General features: G+C 65.5%; 12 protein-coding genes. 6 read left to right on the forward strand and 6 right to left on the reverse strand.

What is annotated here, in order from left to right; all coding sequences use genetic code 11:
- The first annotated feature begins 250 nt into the window (after positions 1-250).
- From rpoB to A7Q26_RS12635, 6 genes are all read left to right on the forward strand, one after another.
- Positions 251-4,411: a DNA-directed RNA polymerase subunit beta gene (gene rpoB / locus A7Q26_RS12610; protein ID WP_066859966.1), complete on the forward strand. Its 4,161-nt coding sequence runs from the start codon at positions 251-253 to the stop codon at positions 4,409-4,411.
- A gap of 81 nt (positions 4,412-4,492) precedes the next feature.
- Entirely contained in the window at positions 4,493-8,749 is a 4,257-nt protein-coding gene (gene rpoC / locus A7Q26_RS12615; RefSeq protein ID WP_066859970.1) for a DNA-directed RNA polymerase subunit beta', read from the forward strand.
- 316 nt (positions 8,750-9,065) lie between these two features.
- Positions 9,066-9,857, forward strand: a complete 792-nt coding sequence (locus tag A7Q26_RS12620; protein ID WP_066859973.1) for a sulfite exporter TauE/SafE family protein — start codon at positions 9,066-9,068, stop codon at positions 9,855-9,857.
- Between the two features lie 86 nt (positions 9,858-9,943).
- Positions 9,944-10,885: a sulfate adenylyltransferase subunit CysD gene (gene cysD / locus A7Q26_RS12625; protein ID WP_066859976.1), complete on the forward strand. Its 942-nt coding sequence runs from the start codon at positions 9,944-9,946 to the stop codon at positions 10,883-10,885.
- A 133-nt stretch (positions 10,886-11,018) separates the two neighbouring features.
- Positions 11,019-12,929, forward strand: a complete 1,911-nt coding sequence (cysN, locus tag A7Q26_RS12630; RefSeq protein WP_066859978.1) for a sulfate adenylyltransferase subunit CysN — start codon at positions 11,019-11,021, stop codon at positions 12,927-12,929.
- Positions 12,930-12,955: 26 nt separating this feature from the next.
- Complete coding sequence (locus tag A7Q26_RS12635; protein WP_066860516.1) at positions 12,956-13,705, forward strand: 3'(2'),5'-bisphosphate nucleotidase CysQ; 750 nt, start codon at positions 12,956-12,958, stop codon at positions 13,703-13,705.
- A gap of 25 nt (positions 13,706-13,730) precedes the next feature.
- Here the strand turns inward: A7Q26_RS12635 and A7Q26_RS12640 are convergent, their stop codons facing one another.
- The 6 genes from A7Q26_RS12640 to A7Q26_RS12665 all read right to left on the reverse strand — a co-directional run bounded on the left by A7Q26_RS12640 (position 13,731) and on the right by A7Q26_RS12665 (position 20,802).
- On the reverse strand, positions 13,731-14,861 hold the full coding sequence (locus tag A7Q26_RS12640) for a glycosyltransferase (protein ID WP_232313787.1): 1,131 nt from the start codon (positions 14,859-14,861) through the stop codon (positions 13,731-13,733).
- Entirely contained in the window at positions 14,840-15,925 is a 1,086-nt protein-coding gene (locus A7Q26_RS12645; protein WP_066859980.1) for a sugar-transfer associated ATP-grasp domain-containing protein, read from the reverse strand. Before A7Q26_RS12645 ends, A7Q26_RS12640 begins: the two co-directional genes overlap by 22 nt.
- Before the next feature lie 3 nt (positions 15,926-15,928).
- The gene (locus tag A7Q26_RS12650) at positions 15,929-16,750 is read right to left on the reverse strand and encodes a nucleotidyltransferase family protein (protein WP_066859982.1); all 822 of its coding nucleotides are present in this window, start codon (positions 16,748-16,750) and stop codon (positions 15,929-15,931) included.
- A complete protein-coding gene (locus A7Q26_RS12655) occupies positions 16,750-17,781 on the reverse strand; it encodes a phosphoribosylglycinamide synthetase (protein WP_066859984.1) in 1,032 nt (343 codons plus the stop codon). The genes A7Q26_RS12650 and A7Q26_RS12655 overlap by 1 nt, the downstream gene beginning before the upstream one ends.
- A 103-nt stretch (positions 17,782-17,884) precedes the next feature.
- Positions 17,885-19,507: an NAD(P)/FAD-dependent oxidoreductase gene (locus A7Q26_RS12660; protein WP_066859987.1), complete on the reverse strand. Its 1,623-nt coding sequence runs from the start codon at positions 19,505-19,507 to the stop codon at positions 17,885-17,887.
- The gene (locus A7Q26_RS12665) at positions 19,504-20,802 is read right to left on the reverse strand and encodes a PepSY-associated TM helix domain-containing protein (RefSeq protein WP_066859990.1); all 1,299 of its coding nucleotides are present in this window, start codon (positions 20,800-20,802) and stop codon (positions 19,504-19,506) included. Before A7Q26_RS12665 ends, A7Q26_RS12660 begins: the two co-directional genes overlap by 4 nt.
- Positions 20,803-20,810 lie beyond the last annotated feature (8 nt).

A 20,810-nucleotide genomic window follows, 5' to 3' on the forward strand; every position in this document is an offset into this window, starting at 1 on the left:
AGACGGCGCCTCGTGCGCTTATGGATCGGCCTTGGATTTTTGCCGGGTTCCGGACCGCGTTGCGCACGGTTTCGGGTAGAATGGGCGGAAATCCTCGGATCACAAGACGCTGACAGTGCGGATCGGACAGTCCCGGCCCGCACTTTTTTGCGTGGCGGCGAAAGGGCGAATCACCCCTTTTATCGCCCACGCCAGGCTGAATTTTCGCTGTGATGCGAAAAAACGCGACGAATGAAGGCAAGGACAACGCATGGCGACCAAGGCTCTCCCAACGATCAACACCGGCGCTAAGAAGCGCATCCGCAAGGTGTTCGGCGACATCCACGAAGTGGTGCAGATGCCGAACCTGATCGAAGTGCAAAGGGAGAGCTACGAACAGTTCCTGCGCTCCGATCCGTCGATCGGCTATGTGTCGGGCCTGGAAAAGACCCTGCGCAGCGTCTTCCCGATCCGCGACTTCGCCGGCACCGCCGAGATGGACTTCGTCCATTACGAGTTGGAAGACCCGAAGTACGACGTCGAGGAATGCCGTCAGCGCGGCATCACCTATGCAGCGCCGATGCGCGTCACGCTGCGCCTGATCGTGTTCGAAGTGGACCAGGACACCGAAACCCGTTCCGTGCTCGATATCAAGGAGCAGGACGTGTATATGGGCGACATGCCGCTCATGACGCAGAACGGCACCTTCATCGTCAACGGCACCGAGCGCGTCATCGTGTCGCAGATGCACCGTTCGCCGGGCGTCCTGTTCGACCATGACCGGGGCAAGACCCACTCGTCGGGCAAGTACCTGTTCGCCGCGCGCGTCATCCCCTATCGCGGTTCGTGGCTCGATTTCGAATTCGATGCGAAGGACATCGTCAACGTCCGCATCGACCGCAAGCGCAAGCTGCCGGTGACGGCGCTGCTCTATGCCCTGGGCCTCAATGCTGAGGAGATCCTGGGCTATTTCTACAACAAGGTGACCTTCCTGCGCGGCGAAGGCGGCTGGCAGATTCCGTTCGTCGCCGAAGCGTGGCGCGGCCTGAAGCCTGCCTTCGACATCGTCGACGCCAAGTCGGGTGAAGTCGTCTTCGCCGCAGGCCAGAAGATTTCGCCGCGCGCCGCCAACAAGGCGGAAAAGGACGGTCTCGAAACCCTGCTGATCCCGACCGAGGAAGTCTATGGCCGCTACAGCGCCTATGACCTGATCAACGAGTCGACCGGCGAGATCTACATCGAAGCGGGCGACGAGGTTTCGCCGGAAAATCTGGAGAAGCTGGACAAGGCGGGCATCGACCGTCTCGAACTGCTCGACATCGACCATGTCGGCACCGGCCCCTGGATCCGCAATACGCTGAAGGCCGACAAGGCCGAGGATCGCGACCAGGCTCTGTCCGACATCTATCGCGTCATGCGCCCCGGCGAACCGCCGACGAAGGAAACCGCCGAAGCGCTGTTCGCCGGCCTCTTCTTCGATCCCGAGCGCTATGACCTGTCGGCCGTCGGCCGCGTCAAGCTCAACATGCGTCTCGACCTGGACGCCGAGGACACCGTCACCACCCTGCGCGTCGAGGACATCCTCGCCGTGGTCAAGGAACTGGTGAACCTGAAGGACGGCAAGGGCGAGATCGACGACATCGACAATCTCGGCAACCGTCGCGTCCGTTCGGTGGGCGAGCTGCTGGAAAACCAGTATCGCGTCGGCCTGCTGCGCATGGAGCGCGCCGTCAAGGAACGCATGTCGTCCGTCGACGTGTCGACCGTGATGCCGAACGACCTCATCAACGCGAAGCCCGCCGTCGCCGCGGTGCGCGAGTTTTTCGGTTCGTCGCAGCTCTCGCAGTTCATGGACCAGACCAACCCGCTGTCGGAAGTCACCCACAAGCGCCGCGTGTCGGCGCTCGGACCGGGCGGCCTGACCCGCGAGCGCGCAGGCTTCGAAGTCCGCGACGTTCACCCGACCCACTATGGCCGTATCTGCCCGATCGAAACGCCCGAAGGCCCGAACATCGGTCTGATCAACAGCCTCGCGACCTTCAGCCGCGTGAACAAGTACGGGTTCATCGAGACGCCCTACCGCAAGGTGATCGACGGCAAGGTGACCAACGACGTCGTATACCTGTCGGCGATGGAAGAGGCCAAGCACACGATCGCCCAGGCGAACGCGGAACTGAACGCCGACCACAGCTTCACCGAGGATCTGATCTCCGCGCGTGAAGCGGGCGAATTCCTGATGGCGCCCAAGGACAATATCACCCTGATGGACGTCAGCCCCAAGCAGCTGGTGTCGGTGGCGGCCTCGCTCATTCCCTTCCTGGAAAATGACGACGCCAACCGCGCGCTGATGGGATCGAACATGCAGCGCCAGGCGGTGCCGCTGGTCCGTGCCGAGGCGCCGTTCGTCGGCACCGGCATGGAAGGCACCGTCGCGCGCGACTCCGGCGCCGCCATCGCGGCCCGCCGCGCGGGCATCGTCGACCAGGTCGATGCGACCCGTATCGTCATCCGCGCCACCGGCGATGTCGAACCCGGCCAGTCGGGCGTCGACATCTACACCCTCCAGAAGTTCCAGCGTTCGAACCAGGACACCTGCATCAACCAGCGCCCGCTGGTGAAGGTGGGCGAACTGATCCAGGCCGGCGAAGTCATCGCCGACGGCCCGTCGACCGAGTTCGGCGAGCTGGCGCTGGGCCGCAACGTGCTCGTCGCGTTCATGCCCTGGAACGGCTACAATTATGAAGACTCCATCCTGATCTCCGAGCGGATCGTGAAGGATGACGTCTTCACCTCGATCCATATCGAGGAGTTCGAGGTCATGGCCCGCGACACCAAGCTCGGGCCGGAAGACATCACCCGCGACATCCCGAACGTCGGCGAGGAAGCGCTGCGCAACCTCGACGAGGCTGGCATCGTCTATATCGGCGCCGAAGTGGAGCCGGGCGACATCCTGGTCGGCAAGATCACCCCCAAGGGTGAATCGCCGATGACCCCGGAAGAAAAGCTGCTGCGCGCCATCTTCGGCGAAAAGGCGAGCGACGTGCGCGACACCTCGCTCCGCCTGCCCCCGGGCGTCGCCGGCACTGTCGTCGAGGTGCGTGTCTTCAACCGCCACGGCATCGACAAGGACGAGCGCGCCATGGCGATCGAGCGGGAGGAAATCGACCGCCTCGCCAAGGACCGTGAGGACGAGCGCGGCATCCTCAACCGTGCGACCTTCAACCGCCTCCAGGAAATGCTGCTGGGCCAGACCGCCACGGCCGCGCCCAAGGGCGTCAAGAAGGGCGTGGTGATCGACGAGGCCCTGCTGGGCGAAGTCGAGCGTCATGAATGGTGGAAGTTCGCCGTCGAGGACGATGCCCGCCAGACCGCGATCGAGGCCGTCAAGGCGCAGTATGACGAAGCCGTGAAGCTGATCGTCGAGAAGTTCGAGGATCGCGTCGACAAGCTGCAGCGCGGCGACGAGCTGCCGCCGGGCGTGCTCAAGATGGTCAAGGTCTTCGTCGCGGTGAAGCGCAAGCTGCAACCGGGCGACAAGATGGCCGGCCGTCACGGCAACAAGGGCATCATCAGCCGCATCCTGCCGCAGGAAGACATGCCCTTCCTGGAGGACGGCACGCCGGTCGACTTCGTGCTGAACCCGCTGGGCGTGCCCTCGCGCATGAACGTCGGTCAGATCTTCGAGACGCATCTGGGCTGGGCCGCTCGCGGCCTGGGCGCCCAGATCGGCAAGGCGCTGGACGATTGGCGCGAAGCCAATCCGAACCCCGAGGCGGGCCAGCCCCCCGAGGCGGTCAAGGACCTGCTCAAGACCATTTACGGCAGCAACTACACCGCCGAGATCGAGCAGCGCAGCCCCGATGATATCGTCGAGCTGGCGCAGAATGTCCGCGGCGGCGTGCCGATGGCGACGCCGGTGTTCGACGGCGCGGTCGAAGCCGACGTGTCGGCGATGCTGAAGCTGGCGGGTCTGGATGAATCGGGTCAGGTGACCCTGTTCGACGGCCGCACCGGCGACAGCTTCGACCGCAAGGTGACTGTCGGCTACAAGTACGTCCTCAAGCTGCACCACCTGGTCGACGACAAGATCCACGCCCGTTCGATCGGCCCCTACAGCCTCGTCACCCAGCAGCCGCTGGGCGGTAAGGCGCAGTTCGGCGGCCAGCGCTTCGGTGAAATGGAGGTGTGGGCGCTCCAGGCCTATGGCGCCGCCTATACGCTGCAGGAAATGCTGACGGTGAAGTCGGACGACGTGGTCGGCCGCACCAAGGTCTACGAAGCGATCGTCAAGGGCGACGACACGTTCGAGGCCGGCATTCCCGAAAGCTTCAACGTGCTGGTCAAGGAAATGCGCTCGCTGGGCCTCAATGTCGAACTCGCGTCGATGGACGAAGTCGAGGACGACGACGGCTTCGCGGCAGCGGCGGAGTAAAGGGTTGCCGGGCGCTGCCTGCCGGTGGCGCCCCTTCCCTCCTTCGCCCGGAAAAATACACCCTCTAGAGGGACTTGAAATATGAACGAACTGACCAATTTCGCGAATCCGATCCAGAAGCCGGAAACCTTCGACCAGATCCAGATCGGCCTCGCCTCTCCCGAGCGCATCCGCAGCTGGTCCTTCGGCGAGATCAAGAAGCCGGAAACCATCAACTATCGCACGTTCAAGCCGGAACGTGACGGGCTGTTCTGCGCGCGCATCTTCGGTCCGATCAAGGACTATGAGTGCCTGTGCGGCAAGTATAAGCGCATGAAGTACAAGGGCATCGTCTGCGAGAAGTGCGGTGTCGAAGTCACGGTGAGCAAGGTCCGCCGCGAGCGCATGGGCCATATCGAGCTGGCCGCGCCGGTCGCGCACATCTGGTTCCTCAAGTCGCTGCCCTCGCGCATCGGCCTGCTGCTTGACATGCAGCTCAAGCAGCTTGAGCGCGTCCTCTACTTCGAATCCTATATCGTCACTGAGCCGGGCCTGACGCCGCTGGAGAAGTTCCAGCTGCTGACCGAGGACGAACTGCTCGACGCGCAGGACGAATATGGCGAAGACGCCTTCTCGGCCGGCATCGGCGCCGAGGCCGTCAAGCAGATGCTGATGGACCTCGACCTGGAAGGCGAGAAGCTGGCGCTGCTCGACGAGCTGGCGACCACCAAGTCCGAACTCAAGCCCAAGAAGATCATCAAGCGACTGAAGGTCGTCGAGAGCTTCCTGGAATCGGGCAACCGCCCCGAATGGATGATCCTGGACGTCGTGCCGGTCATCCCGCCCGAACTGCGCCCGCTGGTGCCGCTGGACGGTGGCCGCTTCGCGACTTCGGACCTCAATGACCTCTACCGTCGCGTCATCAACCGCAACAACCGCCTGAAGCGGCTGATGGAACTGCGCGCGCCGGACATCATCGTCCGCAACGAAAAGCGCATGTTGCAGGAAGCCGTCGACGCCCTGTTCGACAACGGCCGTCGCGGTCGCGTCATCACTGGTGCCAACAAGCGTCCTTTGAAGTCGCTGTCCGACATGCTCAAGGGCAAGCAGGGCCGCTTCCGTCAGAACCTGCTCGGCAAGCGCGTCGACTATTCGGGTCGTTCGGTCATCGTGACCGGTCCTGAGCTGAAGCTGCATCAGTGCGGCCTGCCCAAGAAGATGGCGCTCGAACTGTTCAAGCCCTTCATCTACGCCCGCCTCGACGCCAAGGGTCTGTCCATGACCCTGAAGCAGGCCAAGAAGTGGGTCGAGAAGGAGCGCAAGGAAGTCTGGGACATCCTGGACGAGGTGATCCGCGAGCACCCGGTGATGCTGAACCGCGCTCCGACGCTCCACCGTCTGGGCATCCAGGCGTTCGAGCCAGTCCTGATCGAGGGCAAGGCGATCCAGTTGCACCCGCTCGTCTGCTCGGCCTTCAATGCCGACTTCGACGGCGACCAGATGGCGGTCCACGTTCCGCTCTCGCTGGAAGCCCAGCTGGAAGCGCGCGTGCTGATGATGTCGACCAACAACATCCTCAGCCCGGCGAACGGCAAGCCGATCATCGTTCCCTCGCAGGACATGGTCCTGGGTATCTATTATCTGTCCATGGAACGCGAAGGCGAGCCGGGCGAAGGGATGCTGCTGTCCGACATGCAGGAGGTCCACCAGGCCCTCTATGCCAAGGCCGTGACGCTGCACTCGAAGATCATCAGCCGCGTGCCGCAGACCGACGAAGCCGGCAACCAGTATATGAAGCGCTTTGAGACCACGCCGGGCCGCATGTTGCTGGGCGAATGTCTGCCCAAGTCGCACAAGGTGCCCTTCGACGTCGTCAACCGCCTTCTCACCAAGAAGGAAATCGGTGACGTCATCGACCAGGTCTATCGTCACACCGGCCAGAAGGACACGGTGCTGTTCGCCGACGCCATCATGGCGCTGGGCTTCCGCCACGCGTTCCAGGCCGGCATCAGCTTCGGCAAGGACGACATGGTCATCCCCGACAGCAAGGTGACGTTCGTCGACGAAACCAAGGCGCTGGTGGCCGACTATGAGCAGCAGTATCAGGACGGCCTGATCACCCAGCAGGAAAAGTACAACAAGGTGATCGACGCCTGGAGCCGTTGCGGCGACCAGGTCGCGAACGCCATGATGGACGAGATCCGCGCCCAGCCCAAGGATCCGGCGACGGGCCGCATGGCCCCGATCAACTCGATCTACATGATGGCCCACTCCGGCGCCCGTGGTTCGCAGGCGCAGATGAAGCAGCTTGCGGGTATGCGCGGCCTGATGGCCAAGCCTTCGGGCGAGATCATCGAAACGCCGATCATCTCGAACTTCAAGGAAGGCCTGACCGTCCTCGAATATTTCAACTCCACGCACGGCGCCCGTAAGGGTCTGGCCGACACCGCGCTCAAGACGGCGAACTCGGGCTACCTGACGCGCCGTCTGGTCGACGTGTCGCAGGATTGCACCGTGGTCGAGGAAGATTGCGGCACCGAAAAGGCGCTCGAGATGAAGGCCATCGTCCAGGGTGGTTCGGTCATCGCCTCGCTGGGCGAGCGCATCCTGGGCCGCACCACGGCGCAGGACATCGTCGACAGCAAGGACGGCACCGTCATCGTTCCGATCGGCACGCTGCTCGACGAAGCGCTGGTGGCGCAGATCGAGGCGATCGGCACGCAGGCCGTGAAGATCCGCTCGCCGCTGATCTGTGAAAGCAAGATGGGCGTGTGCGGCAAATGCTACGGCCGTGACCTCGCTCGTGGTACGCCGGTCAATATCGGTGAAGCGGTCGGCGTCATCGCTGCGCAGTCCATCGGTGAACCGGGTACGCAGCTGACCATGCGTACCTTCCACATCGGCGGCGCGGCAAACTTCAACGAAACGTCGAACCTCGAATCCATGTCGGACGGCACGATCGAGCTGCGCGACATGCCGACGATCATGGACAAGAATGGCCGTCGCCTGTCGCTGGCGCGTAACGGCGAGATCGCGATCATCGACAATGAAGGCCGCGAGCGCGAAACGCACCGCCTGCCTTACGGCGCCACCATCCTTTTCGCGGATGGCGACACCGTGAAGAAGGGCGACCGCTTCGCCGAGTGGGATCCGTTCACCATGCCGGTGATCACCGAAAAGCCGGGTATCGTGAAGTATCAGGACCTGATCGACGGCAAGACGCTGACCGAGCAGACCGACGAAGCGACCGGCATCGCCCAGCGCGTCGTCACCGAGCATCGCGGTTCCGCCCGTACCAAGGAGGATCTGCGTCCCCGCCTCACCCTGCTCGACGACCAGTCGGGTGAAGCCGCCCGCTACATGCTGGCGGTGGGTGCGACCCTGTCGGTCGATGACGGTGCCCAGGTGCAGGCCGGTGACGTGCTGGCGCGTGTCAGCCGCGAAGCGGCCAAGACCCGCGACATCACCGGAGGTCTGCCGCGCGTTGCCGAGCTGTTCGAAGCCCGCAAGCCCAAGGACAATGCGATCATTGCCAAGGTGTCGGGCCGCGTCCAGTTCCTCAAGGATTACAAGGCGAAGCGCAAGATCGCCATCAATCCCGAGGATGGCGGCGAACCGGTCGAATATCTGATCCCCAAAAGCAAGGTGATCGACGTTCAGGAAGGCGACTTCGTGAAGCGCGGCGACAACCTGATCGGTGGTTCGCCCGATCCGCATGACATTCTGGAGGTGCTCGGCATCGAGCCGCTGGCCGAATATCTGGTCGCCGAAATCCAGGAAGTCTATCGTTTGCAGGGCGTGAAGATCAACGACAAGCATATCGAGACGATCGTTCGTCAGATGCTGCAGAAGGTCGAGATCATCGAGTCCGGCGACACCACGTTGCTGGTGGGCGAACAGGTCGATCGCGAGGAAATGGACGAGATCAACAGCAAGCTCCAGCCGGGCTTCCAGCCCGCCGCGGGCAAGCCGGTGCTGCTCGGCATCACCAAGGCCTCGCTCCAGACCCGCAGCTTCATCTCGGCGGCCTCCTTCCAGGAGACCACCCGCGTCCTCACGGAAGCGGCGGTCCAGGGCAAGAAGGACACGCTGGTCGGCCTCAAGGAAAATGTCATCGTCGGCCGCCTCATCCCGGCGGGTACCGGCGCGGGCATGAACCGGATGCGCGTTGCCGCCTCGTCGCGTGACGCGGCGATGCGGGCCGCGCTCCGCGCGTCCAGCCAGGTCGACCTGATCGCGCCCAAGACGGCTGCCGCCGAGCACGCCGCCGAACTGCGCCAGGGTCCGGAAGCGGCGATCGGCGACGATCCGCTCGGTGCCGTCCAAGGTGAGGATTTCACCACCGAGGACATGGAATAAGGCCTTTGAAACAGCGGGAGCCGCTTCCTATATCGGAAGCGGCTCCCAAGCCTTCGTTGCCGTCGACGGCCCGAAAAATGCCCGCCGGATGCGTGATCGCGCATCGGCGGGCTTTTTTTTTGACGCTTTGAAGGCGGGGCGTTTCCGACCATTAGCGTTGACCGTCACGTCGTTCAGACGCTCGCCCCTATTTTCGCGATGGGAACAAGGCGAAAGCCTATCTGGTCGACGAAAGGGTCTGTTCGCCGCTGACCGCTGCCGATATGCCCCTGCACGCAGTCGGGAAATGCACGACAAGGCGGACCGGGGGGTGTGAATGGATTGGTTGCACGCGATTGCAGGGCTCTTCGTCGGCGTCATGGTGGGTATGACCGGTGTGGGCGGCGGATCGCTGATGGCGCCGATCCTGATCCTGCTGTTCGGCGTGTCGCCGACCACTGCGGTCGGCACGGACCTCTGGTTCGCCGCGATCACCAAGTCCGTCGGCGGCTTCGTGCATCATCATCATGGCGGCACGCATGGCGGACCGGACTATGAGGTGATCCGTCGCCTTTGCATCGGCAGCCTGCCCGCCGCGATCATCGTGCTGATCCTCCTGGGCCAGATCGACGCGCACCAGATCAAGAGCGGCGTCATCATGAGCGCGCTCGGCGTGGTCCTGATCCTGACCGCCATCGCCACGCTCTTCCGCACGCGCTTCCATCATTGGGCGTTCCATGCCCGCACCGACACGGCCAGCAGCTTCCTGCGCTATCAGACGGGTCTGACGGTGGCGGCCGGCGCGCTGCTGGGCGTCATGGTTACGCTGACATCGGTCGGCGCGGGCGCGCTGGGCGCGACGCTGCTGCTCGCGCTATATCCGCTGCGGATGCGATTGCAGAAGCTGATTGCCACCGACATCGTCCACGCCGTGCCGCTGACGCTGGTTGCGGGCATCGGCCATTTGTGGATCGGCAATTTCAACCTGATGCTGCTGGTCAATCTGCTGGCCGGTTCGATCCCCGGCATCATCCTGGGGTCGATGCTGGCCTCCAAGGTGCCCGAACGTATCCTGCAACCGCTGCTCGCGCTGGTCCTGATTGTCGCCGGTTGGCGGCTGATCGGCTGAACCGACCAGTAACGCCACCGCATCGCGCCGGCGATTGGCGACCATCCTCCCATATGGGAGGTACGCCAATCATGACTCGCTGGCATATGTCTGCGCACGAAAATTGCGAGGATAGATTGGTGGACGCAAAGACTCTGACCCATTTGGAGCGACTCGAAGCCGAGAGCATCCACATCCTGCGGGAAGTGGTGTCGGAAGCCGAGAAGCCGGTGATGCTCTATTCCGTCGGCAAGGACAGCGCCGTGATGCTGCACCTGGCGCGCAAGGCCTTCTATCCCTCGCCGCCGCCCTTCCCCCTGCTGCATGTCGACACGACCTGGAAATTCCAGGCCATGTACGAATTGCGTGACCGCATGGCGCAGGAAAGTGGCATGGACCTGCTCGTCTACCAGAATCCCGAAGCGCAGGAACGCGGCATCAACCCGTTCGACCATGGCCCGCTCCACACCGACATGTGGAAGACCGAAGGGTTGAAGCAGGCGCTCAACCTCTATGGTTTCGACGCGGCCTTCGGCGGCGCGCGCCGCGACGAGGAAAAGAGCCGGGCGAAGGAGCGCATCTTCTCCTTCCGCACCGCCAGCCATGGCTGGGATCCCAAGAACCAGCGTCCGGAACTGTGGAACCTCTACAACGCCAAGAAGAACAAGGGCGAGAGCATCCGCGTCTTCCCGATCAGCAATTGGACGGAGCTGGACATCTGGCAATATATCCACCTCAACAATGTTCCGATCGTGCCACTCTATTTCGCGGACAAGCGTCCAACCGTGGAGCGCGACGGCATGTTGCTGATGGTTGATGACGACCGCTTCCCGCTCAAGCCCGGCGAAGAGCCGGTGATGCGCTCGATCCGCTTCCGCACGCTCGGCTGCTATCCGCTAACCGGCGCGGTCGAGAGCGAGGCCAGGACGCTGCCCGAGGTGATCCAGGAAACCCTGCTCACCACGACATCAGAACGCCAGGGACGCGCCATCGACAAGGATGCCGGCGGCGCCGGCATGGAGAAGAAGAAACAGGAAGGGTATTTCTGACGCGCCACGTCATCCGCGCAGCGGGTGACGAAGCGTCAACCCCAGCGAAGGCTGGGGTCGCCTGCCTCCAGGCAAACCCCCTTCCCCAGATCACAACGATCCCGGTCTTCGCCGGGATGACGGGACAGACAACATGACCGATATTGCTGAACCCATCTACAAGACCGACGCCCTGATCGCGCAGGATATCGACCAGTATCTGAAGGTGCATGAGCACAAGACAATGCTCCGCTTCATCACCTGCGGCAGCGTCGACGACGGCAAATCCACGCTCATCGGCCGCCTCCTCTATGACAGCAAGATGATCTTCGAGGATCAGCTCGCCGCGCTGGAGGCCGACAGCAGGAAGGTCGGCACGCAGGGACAGGAGATCGACTTCGCGCTCCTCGTCGATGGCCTCGCCGCCGAGCGTGAGCAGGGCATCACCATCGACGTCGCCTATCGCTTCTTCGCCACGGAAAAGCGCAAGTTCATCGTCGCCGACACCCCCGGCCATGAACAATATACGCGCAACATGGTCACCGGCGCCTCGACTGCCGACCTCGCCGTCATCCTGATCGACGCGCGCAAGGGTATCCTCACCCAGACGCGTCGCCACAGCTACCTCGCCCACCTGATCGGCATCCGTAACATCGTGCTGGCGGTCAACAAGATGGACCTGGTCGATTATGATCGGGCGGTGTTCGACAGCATCGTCAAGGATTATGCCGAATTCGCCAAGTCGATCGGCATCAAGGCGTTCACGCCAATGCCGATTTCCGGCTTCAAGGGCGACAATATCACCGGCCCCTCAGGCAACACGCCCTGGTACAAAGGGCCGGCTCTGATCGAGCATCTGGAAACGGTCGAGGTGAACAGCGCGACCGATGCGGAAAAGCCCTTCCGTATGCCGGTCCAGTGGGTCAACCGCCCGAACCTCGATTTCCGCGGCTTTTCCGGCCTGATCGCGACCGGCATGGTGAAGCCGGGCGATGCGGTCCGCGTGCTGCCGTCGGGCAAGACCAGCACCGTCACCCGCATCGTGACGCTCGGTGGCGATCTGGAGCAGGCGGTGGCCGGCCAGTCGGTGACGCTCTGCTTCGCCGACGAGATCGACTGTTCGCGCGGCGACGTGATCGCGCTGGCCGACAATCCTCCCCAAGCCGCCGACCAGTTCGAGGCGACGATCGTCTGGATGGCGGATGAAGAAATGCTGCCGGGCCGCTCCTATTGGCTCAAAATCGGCACCCAGACCGTGACCGCCACGATCCAGCAGCCCAAATACCAGGTCAACGTCAACACGATGGAACATCTGGCGGCCCGGACGCTGGAACTGAACGCCATCGGTGTCGCCAACCTGTCGACCGACAAGCAGATCGTGTTCGAACCCTATGCCGACAATCGGACGCTGGGTGGCTTCATCCTGATCGACAAGATCAGCAACGCCACCGTCGCGGCGGGAATGCTGCACTTCAGCCTGCGGCGCGCGCAGAATGTCCATTGGCAGGCGACCGACGTCAGCCGGGAATTCCATGCGGGTCTAAAGAACCAGAAGCCCGCAGTGCTGTGGTTCACCGGCCTGTCGGGCGCGGGCAAGTCGACAATCGCCAATCTGGTCGAAAAGAAGCTGGCGCGGATGAACCGCCATACCTTCCTGCTCGACGGCGACAATGTGCGGCACGGCCTGAACAAGGATCTGGGCTTCACCGATGCCGACCGGGTGGAAAATATCCGCCGCGTGGGCGAGGTCGCCAAGCTGATGACCGATGCGGGCCTGATCGTCATCACCGCCTTCATCTCGCCGTTCCGCTCGGAGCGCGACATGGTGCGGCAGATGATGCAGCCGGGCGAGTTCATCGAAGTGCATATCGACACGCCGCTGGCCGATGCGGAGGCGCGCGACGTGAAGGGCCTCTACAAGAAGGCGCGATCGGGTGAACTCAAGAACTTCACCGGCATCGATAGCCCTTATGAGGCGCCGCACGACCCCGAAATCCACATCGACACGACCAGCCTGACCGCCGAAGAAGCGGCAGACGCCATCGTCGCGAGGATCATCCCATGAGCGAAACCCAGATCGACATCGCGGCGATGACCGACGCCGGTCTCGCCGCCCATCTCGCCGAGGTGGCTGGCCGCATCCTGGTAGAGGTCCGCTCGTCCGGCCTGTTCAGCGCCAAGGCGCTGGGCAAGGCCGGCGACCAGACCGCCAACCAGTTCCTGGTCCACGCGCTGCGCGAAGTGCGGCCCGATGACGGGCTGCTGTCGGAGGAGGAGAAGGACAATGCGGCGCGGCTCGACAAGAGCCGGGTGTGGATCGTCGATCCGGTCGACGGCACGCGCGAATATGGCGAGGAACGGTCCGACTGGGCGGTGCATGTCGGCATGGCGATCGACGGCGTGCCGGCCGTCGGCGCGGTCGCCCTGCCGGGGCTGGAGGGCGGCACGTTGCTGCGTTCCGACCAGCCGCGTCCGGTTCCGCCCGCGCCCGACACCCTGCGCATGGTCGTCAGCCGCACCCGCCCCGCTGCGGAGGCGGTAGCGGTGGCGGCGGCTCTGGATGCAGAGCTCGTCCCCATGGGCAGCGCTGGGGCCAAGGCCATGGCGGTGATCCTGGGCCAAGCCGACATCTATCTCCATTCCGGCGGTCAATATGAATGGGACAGCATGGCACCGGCCGCCGTCGCCCTCGCCCATGGCCTCCACGCCAGCCGCATCGACGGCAGCCCGCTCGTCTACAACCAGAGCGATGTCTACCTGCCCGACCTGCTGATCTGCCGGAAGGACCATGCCGACGCGGTGCTGGGCCATATCGCCGCACTGGCGAAGGACGCCGCCTGACGGCCCGATGGCCGGGGGATTGCGATCACCCGGCCAATAGTCGCCCGGCCAGGTCGGCCCAGCCCGCCGACACGCTTGCCATGCCGAAATGCGCGATGCGCTCGCCCGGCCGGATGCGGGTGGCGGGATCAAGCTGCCGATCCATGGCCGTGGCCATCGCGTGCGCGTCGGCCGGATCGACCAGCAGGCCGTAACGCCCATCGTCCAGCAGCTGCGCCGCATTGCCCGCGCTGATCGACGCGACACAGGGCGCATCCACGGCCATCGCCTCCAGCAGCACATTGGCCGACCCCTCCCACCAGGACGGCAGGACGAAGCCGTCGCAGCGCGCCAGCCAGGGAAAGACATTATCGACCGTTCCGGGCAGCGCCAGATCATCCGCGACGCCCATTTGCCGCGCCTGCGCCGTCAGCGTCTCGCGCGCATCGTCGCGGCTTTCGCCCAGTATGATGAGCCGCGCGGGCCGCTGGCGGCGTAGCAGCGCGAAGGCGCGGAGCAGGGTGGCAAAATTCTTCTGCGGCGCCAGCCGGCCGATGGCGAGCAGCACGGGCGCGTCTCCGCCCAGCCAGGGATGGGGATTCTCCCCCTCCGCTTTCCGCCGCGCCGCGCCCGCATCGATGCCATTGGCGATCACCGTCAGCCGTCCCCCGCGCGCCGCGCCAGCGAAGGCGGGCGTATCCGCTAGGGTCGGCGACACCAGCACCAGATGGGCCGCATCCACTGCGATCAGCCGCGCCGTGGCGCTGCGCCCCAAACGCTTCAGCCCGCCGGACGGGGCGCCGGGGACGGCGCGCATGATGTCGTTGCTGATGCGATAGACCCGCTTCAGGCCGGGCACGCCGCGGCTCCCGGCCCAGGCGGTGCCATGGCCGTGATTGCCCGCCGAGATCAGCATGGCCGGCCGTTCGCGCAGCAGATGCCGGCGCAGCGCCAGCGCCGCCTGCGCCTTTTCCCGCAAGCGCGACGGATGCGCCTGCGGCAAAAGCGCGTGATGCGCGACGCCCGGCACTGCCTCGCCGCCCGGCAGCGCGGTCACCAACTGGACGCCATGACCCCGCGCGGCGAGATCGGCGGCGATCAGGCGCGCGTTGCGCACCACGCCCGTGGCGACCAGCGCATGGACATAGACGCAGATCACCGACCGCGCCGGTCCCATTCGACCACCCGCGCACCGCGCCAGCACGCCACAGGCAGCCGGTCCAGATGATGCCGATAGAGCGCCCCCAGCCGTGTTTCGGCCAGACCCTGCCCGCTCACCAGTTGAAGGATGTCGGTACCGGGGTTCCAGTTCCCCTCGATCAGCACCGGCCCGTCACTGGTCAGCCCCACGTCCCAGCCGATCACGGTGAAGCCTGGGAACGCCGGATGGGCGCGGCGGGCCAGCGCCAGCGCCTCGGCCAGATCGGGAACGGTCGTCCCGGCGATCGCCGCGCCGGTCAGGGGATGCCGGTCATGCGACAGGCGCTGATCGCCCCCGCCCAGCCACGCCGTCCCGCATCGCCCCTGATCGTCGATCCCCAGCACCAGATTGCCGGCGTTGAAATTGTCGACCGGCCGCGCGCGCCCCGCCGACAGCCGCAGCGCCAGCCCGCAGACTTCGGGCACGCCCGTCTCGTCCAGGCAGGTGACGACGCGCAGGGTCGGCAGCGCGCAGGGCGACAGCTCCGCCAGCGCGGCATGGGTAGGCAATCGCCGCTGGATCACCCCGCCTGCCTGCCACATCGCGCCCAGCCGGGCCTGCAAGGCCGCATCGGCGATCGCGCCTTCCGCCCCGTGCCAGTCGCCCCCGATCCTCTGGAACCGCGCCACCCCCTGCCCCTTGGACCGGAAGCTGGGCTTGGCGATGATGTCCGTTTCTCGCGCCAGCCAGCTGCCAAGCGCTTCGCGCGTCGGGTTCCAGCCGGACGCGACCGGCAGCCCGGCCTGCTCCGCCCGCTGCGCGAACAGCTGCTTGTTCTTGAGCGGGTTGGCCGCCACCGGAAAGGCGGCCGGATTGAGCAGCCGGTGCAGCCCCTTGCGATCGCGCATCGACAAGCCCGCCCGCCGAACGGCATCGGGCAGCAATAGTCGTTCCGCCGATGACCAGCCGCCCCGGCCGGTCCGCGCCAACAGATGCGCCAGGGCGCGCGCGCCCGGCAGCCAGTGCCGCCGCAGCCCGCCATGATAGGCGGCCAGCAGGCTGTTCTCGTCCCGGCGCGGGACCGCGCGGATGGTGAACAAAATCTACTCCGCAGCCTGCATCATGACCGCGCGCTGCTCCAGCACGTCTGCCGCGACGCCACGCGTGCGCGCATTGTCGACGTCGATCGCCACCGCGCCGTCCGACAGGATCACCGGCGCGATCGTCATGCGGAAGCGTCGCGAGAACCGTGCGAAGGTCGCCGCCAATGTGCCAAGGCCGAAGCGGAAGCGGATGAGGTTCAGTAGGCCGAACGCACCGACGATGCGCAGCGGATGTTTCACGAACTGCCCGCCCGACCGGAAAGTCTCCGCCGCCGCCAGCGCCGCGCGATCCTTCAGCCAATAGGTGTTGCAGTTGGAATAGCTGTCCTCGGCGAAACGGTAGAATTTCCGCTGGCCCTCTGGATGCGCGGCCAGCACCGACTCGCGCCGCGTGAACGCGACCGCCGCATCCGCACCCTGCGCCTTGCAGCCTTCCAGCATCTCCGCGACGGCGGGCGGGGTCAGCAGCACATTGTCGGCGGTCGTGATCAGCAACGGGAAGGCCGCGCCATCCGCCGCCGCCAGCACCGAATCCACCAGATTGGGCCGCGCCGCGACCGCCACCAGCCGCCCGGTGGCGATTAGCCCGCGCAGTTGCGCCAGTCCTTCCAGCACCGCCGGGTCCTCGATCGCGACGCGGATCTTGCCGATCCGGTCGCTCGCCGCCAGCGCGTCGATGACGTGTATCAGCATCGGCTGGCCCGCCACCGGGACCAGGCATTTATGGGTGACGCCCGCCTCCAGCGCCAGCGGGTCGGTCGCCCCGTCACGCTTTCCGGCCAGCACCAGCGCCGTCGCGCGCCCGTCCTTGCGGCCGCCCATCAGGCCGCGACCCGCAGCGGCGCCTCAGTCAGCAGCCCCTGCCGCTCCAGGCTGTGGCCGATGATCGTTTCAACCAGCGTCTGGTGGTCCACCCCGATCGACCGGGCCGAACGGGAAATCGTCTTCTTCGACCAGAGATTGCAGGACAGGTTGACTTCCATGAACTGCACCGCGCCGCTGACCGGATCATAGCGAAACTCGAACCGGCCATAGTCGAACGGCCAGAGTTCGGGCAGCAGCAGCCGGGTCATGTCCTCCAGCTGCCCCAGCAGCGCGCGATCCTCGACCAGCACCAACGGATCGTCGCCTGCATCGATCAGGCCGCGCTTTTCCTCATGGCTGCGCGCACGGTGGGGATCGGCGGGCACATACATCATCGGCGGCAATATCCAGGGCTGGCCGCCGCTGCCGCCGACCACGGGCACGGCAACGTCGAGCAGCGGCGCCCAGGCCTCGACCAGCACGTCATGCCCTTCACCATGGAGATAGTCGATCTGCGCCTGCGCCTGCGCCCAGCTGTCGACCATGGCAAGGCCCCAGGACGCGGAGGAGGCATTCGGTTTGACCACCAGCCGCTCGGCGCGGAAGGCGGGTTCGGCGGGCAGGCCGCCCCGGCGGAATATCTGCGCCGGCATGGTCGGCACGCCATGGGCGCGGGCGATGAGCTTGCTCAGATATTTGTCGTCGGACACGCCGCGCAGGATCGGGCTGGCGCCCATATGGGGCACATCGCGCCAGCTGAGCAGCAGCGGCGCCATCATCTCGCTGTTCTGGAAGCCCCCGCGATTGAGCAGGGTGACGACGAAATCGACATCGGGCCGCTCGAACAGCGCCTCGTAACTGTTGGCGACCCGGATATGGAGGCCGATCTCCTCCAGCGTCATGCGCATCTCATGATGATAGATGGCATGGTTGCCGTCCACCGCGTCGGGCGCGCCGGTGGCCCGCGCATGTTTGGCGAGGAAGAGGACGCGCAGCCGGGCCTTGTCGGCCGGGGAAATGCGCACGCAACGGTCGATATGGGTCAGCATGAAGGCGCTTTTGCCCGACCTGCATGACATGGGCTTGACCGCGCGATGACGCCGCAGCGACGGGACGGCGGCACGCCCGTTACGGCGATATTACGGGATAAAGTCAGCCGGCGGTGATCGCCAGCGCCACGCCCTCCGCTACCTTGATGCCGTCGATCGCGGCTGAAAGTATGCCCCCGGCATAGCCGGCGCCCTCGCCCGCCGGGTAGAGGCCGGCGACGTTGAGGCTCTGGAAATCCTTGCCGCGCGTGATGCGCAATGGGGAGGATGTGCGGGTTTCGACGCCCGTCATCACCGCATCGGGATGATCGTAGTTGGCGAGCTGGCGGCCAAAGACCGGCAGCGCCTCGCGGAACGCTTCGATCACGAAGCCGGGCAGGCATCGGGACAAGTCGGTCGGCGTGACGCCCGGTTTATATGACGGCGTGACCGATCCCAGCGCGGTCGACGGCCGCCCGGCCAGGAAGTCGCCCACCGTCTGCCCCGGCGCCCAGTAGGAGGAACCGCCCGCGACATAGGCCAGGCTTTCCCAGTGGCGCTGGAAATCGATGCCTGCCAGTGGCCCGCCGGGATAGTCGCGCGCCGGGTCGATCCCGACCACCAGCCCGCTATTGGCGTTGAACTCGGCGCGGCTATACTGGCTCATGCCGTTGGTGACGACGCGGCCTTCCTCCGACGTCGCGGCCACCACCCGCCCGCCCGGACACATGCAGAAGCTGTAGACGGTGCGGCCATTGGCGCAATGATGGGCCAGGCTGTAGGCCGCCGCGCCCAGGTCCGGATGGCCCGCGCAATTGCCATATCGGGCGCGGTCGATCCAGCTTTGCGGATGCTCGATGCGAACGCCGATCGAAAAGGGCTTGGCCTCCATATGGACGGCCCGGCGGTGCAGCATCTCGAAGGTCGGCCGTGCGCTGTGGCCGACCGCCAGGACGACATGGTCGGCCTCGATCACGCTGCCGTCGTGGAGGACAAGGCCGCGCAACTGCTGCGTGCCGTCGCCCTGCCGCTCCAGCACCAGATCGTCGACACGGTGCTGCCAGCGATATTCGCCGCCCAGCGATTCGATCTGGCGCCGCATCGATTCGACCATCGAAACGAGGCGGAAGGTGCCGATATGGGGATGCGCTTCCCAGAGAATGTCGTCGGGCGCGCCCGCCGCGACGAATTCCTCCAGCACCTTGCGGCCCAGGAAGCGCGGATCCTTCACCCGGCAATAGAGCTTGCCGTCGGAAAAGGTGCCCGCCCCGCCCTCGCCGAACTGGACATTGCTGTCCGGGTTCAGCTCCGCGCGGCGCCACAGCCCCCACGTATCCTTGGTCCGCTCGCGCACCACTTTGCCGCGATCGAGGATGATAGGCCGGAAACCCATCTGCGCCAGGATGAGGCCCGCGAACAGGCCGCATGGCCCGGCACCGATCACCACCGGCCGCTTGCCCTGCCAGCCTTCGGGGACATGGGCGACGAACCTGTAGCGCGTGTCGGGGGTGGGACGGACGTCATGGTCGTTCGCGAACCGCTCCAGCACCCCGGCCTCGTCGGTCAGATCCAGGTCGACCGTATAGACCAGCTGAATAGCGGTCCTGCGCCGGGCGTCATTGCCGCGCCGCACGACGCTGTGGCCGCGCAAGTCCTGCGGTTCGAGTCCGAGGCGTTCGCAAATGGCGACGGGCATCGCCTCGGCCGGATGGTCGAGGGGCAGTTTCAGGCCGGAAAGACGGATCATGGTCGCCCCATAGTCCTTCCTGGATCGAAAGGAAACCGGGCCGGCCGCATCCCCCGCGCCAGGGCTTCGCCCAGAAGCGCGGCGATCATGCTGAGACCGGTGAGCGGAAACAGCAGGCCCAGCGCCAGCATCACCCCCGCCACCGCCCGCAGCGCGCCGGGGCTGGCCGGCGGCGGCGTGGACAGGCCGCGCTTCCACCAGAGGATCGGCGCGGTCAGGCAGAGCAGCAGCAGGCACAGGCAGCCCGCCAGCATAAGCAGGCGATTTGGCTCGCCATATTGCTGGCCCATATGGGTGGAGACTCCCCATTCCACCATCCTCGCGCCAGCCCCGAACTGCCTCCAGTCGACATCCTGCACCACCGCCCCGTCAGCGGCGGCGATGGTGAGGACGCGGGCGTCATCGGCGCGGATGGTGATCGCGCTGACCAGATAGGGCGCGCCGGGACTGGCAGGCAGAAACAACTGATAGCCCGATACCAGGCCGCGTCGCGCGGCGACGCCGGCCACCGCATCGACGCCGATGTCCCCCGGCGTGCCGGCCGGGCCGCCGCGCTCGCGCAGGGTCCAGGGCAATACCGCTTTCGCCTGCGGCGCCCAGGGATTGACCTTCATCTGCGGACGCCCCGCCCCATTGGCGGCGATGATCGCACGCAGCCCGCCGCCCCAGACCTGGGTCCAGGGCATTCCCGTCACCGCCAGGAACAGGATGATCGCCGCCGACGTAAAGCCCAGCGTACCGTGAACGTTCCGCCAGAACAGCCGCGTTGCGGGCCTGCCCCGGATCGTCAGCGCGGGCTGTCCGCGCCGGGGCCAGCGCAGATATAGGCCGGTAATGCAAAGCAGGATCGCCCAGCCAGCCACCACCTCCACCAGTCGGTTGCCGACCGGGCCGGTCAACGCCAGGCTGTGCAGGTCGCGGATCACCTGCATCGCGCCGCCGTCATGCATCTGGCCTAGGACACGGCCGTCAAATGCATCAACGAAATTCACGACTGAATCGCCGTTCGCCGACCCTGTCGTGACGCGCCAGCTTTGCGTGCCGTCGGCCGGGCGGAGCAGTTGGCTGGCCTTGCCGCCGGCATGTCGTTCCGCATTCGCGATGATCTGCGAAGCGGGCAACATCGCCTGTCCGCCATGCGCGGGCGTCTGCACCGGATAGAGCATGGCCTCGATCTGAGTCTTGTAGAGATAGAGCGCGCCCGTCACTGCCATCAGCGCCAGCACGGGCAGGACGATCAGCCCGGCATAGAAATGCCAGCGCCAGATCGCCCGATAGACATTCCCTTGCGTCATCACCGGCC

The organism is Sphingobium sp. TCM1, assembly GCF_001650725.1.
GTDB lineage: Bacteria > Pseudomonadota > Alphaproteobacteria > Sphingomonadales > Sphingomonadaceae > Sphingobium.

Bases quoted from the DNA above. Each gene is read 5' to 3' on its own strand.
- A7Q26_RS12660 (WP_066859987.1), bottom strand. From the start codon at position 19,507: ATGATCCGTCTTTCCGGCCTGAAACTGCCCCTCGACCATCCGGCCGAG.
- A7Q26_RS12655 (WP_066859984.1), bottom strand. From the start codon at position 17,781: ATGCTGACCCATATCGACCGTTGCGTGCGCATTTCCCCGGCCGACAAG.
- cysD (WP_066859976.1), top strand. From the start codon at position 9,944: ATGTCTGCGCACGAAAATTGCGAGGATAGATTGGTGGACGCAAAGACT.
- A7Q26_RS12635 (WP_066860516.1), top strand. From the start codon at position 12,956: ATGACCGACGCCGGTCTCGCCGCCCATCTCGCCGAGGTGGCTGGCCGC.
- A7Q26_RS12640 (WP_232313787.1), bottom strand. From the start codon at position 14,861: ATGGGACCGGCGCGGTCGGTGATCTGCGTCTATGTCCATGCGCTGGTC.
- rpoB (WP_066859966.1), top strand. From the start codon at position 251: ATGGCGACCAAGGCTCTCCCAACGATCAACACCGGCGCTAAGAAGCGC.
- rpoC (WP_066859970.1), top strand. From the start codon at position 4,493: ATGAACGAACTGACCAATTTCGCGAATCCGATCCAGAAGCCGGAAACC.
- cysN (WP_066859978.1), top strand. From the start codon at position 11,019: ATGACCGATATTGCTGAACCCATCTACAAGACCGACGCCCTGATCGCG.
- A7Q26_RS12650 (WP_066859982.1), bottom strand. From the start codon at position 16,750: ATGGGCGGCCGCAAGGACGGGCGCGCGACGGCGCTGGTGCTGGCCGGA.
- A7Q26_RS12665 (WP_066859990.1), bottom strand. From the start codon at position 20,802: ATGACGCAAGGGAATGTCTATCGGGCGATCTGGCGCTGGCATTTCTAT.
- A7Q26_RS12620 (WP_066859973.1), top strand. From the start codon at position 9,066: ATGGATTGGTTGCACGCGATTGCAGGGCTCTTCGTCGGCGTCATGGTG.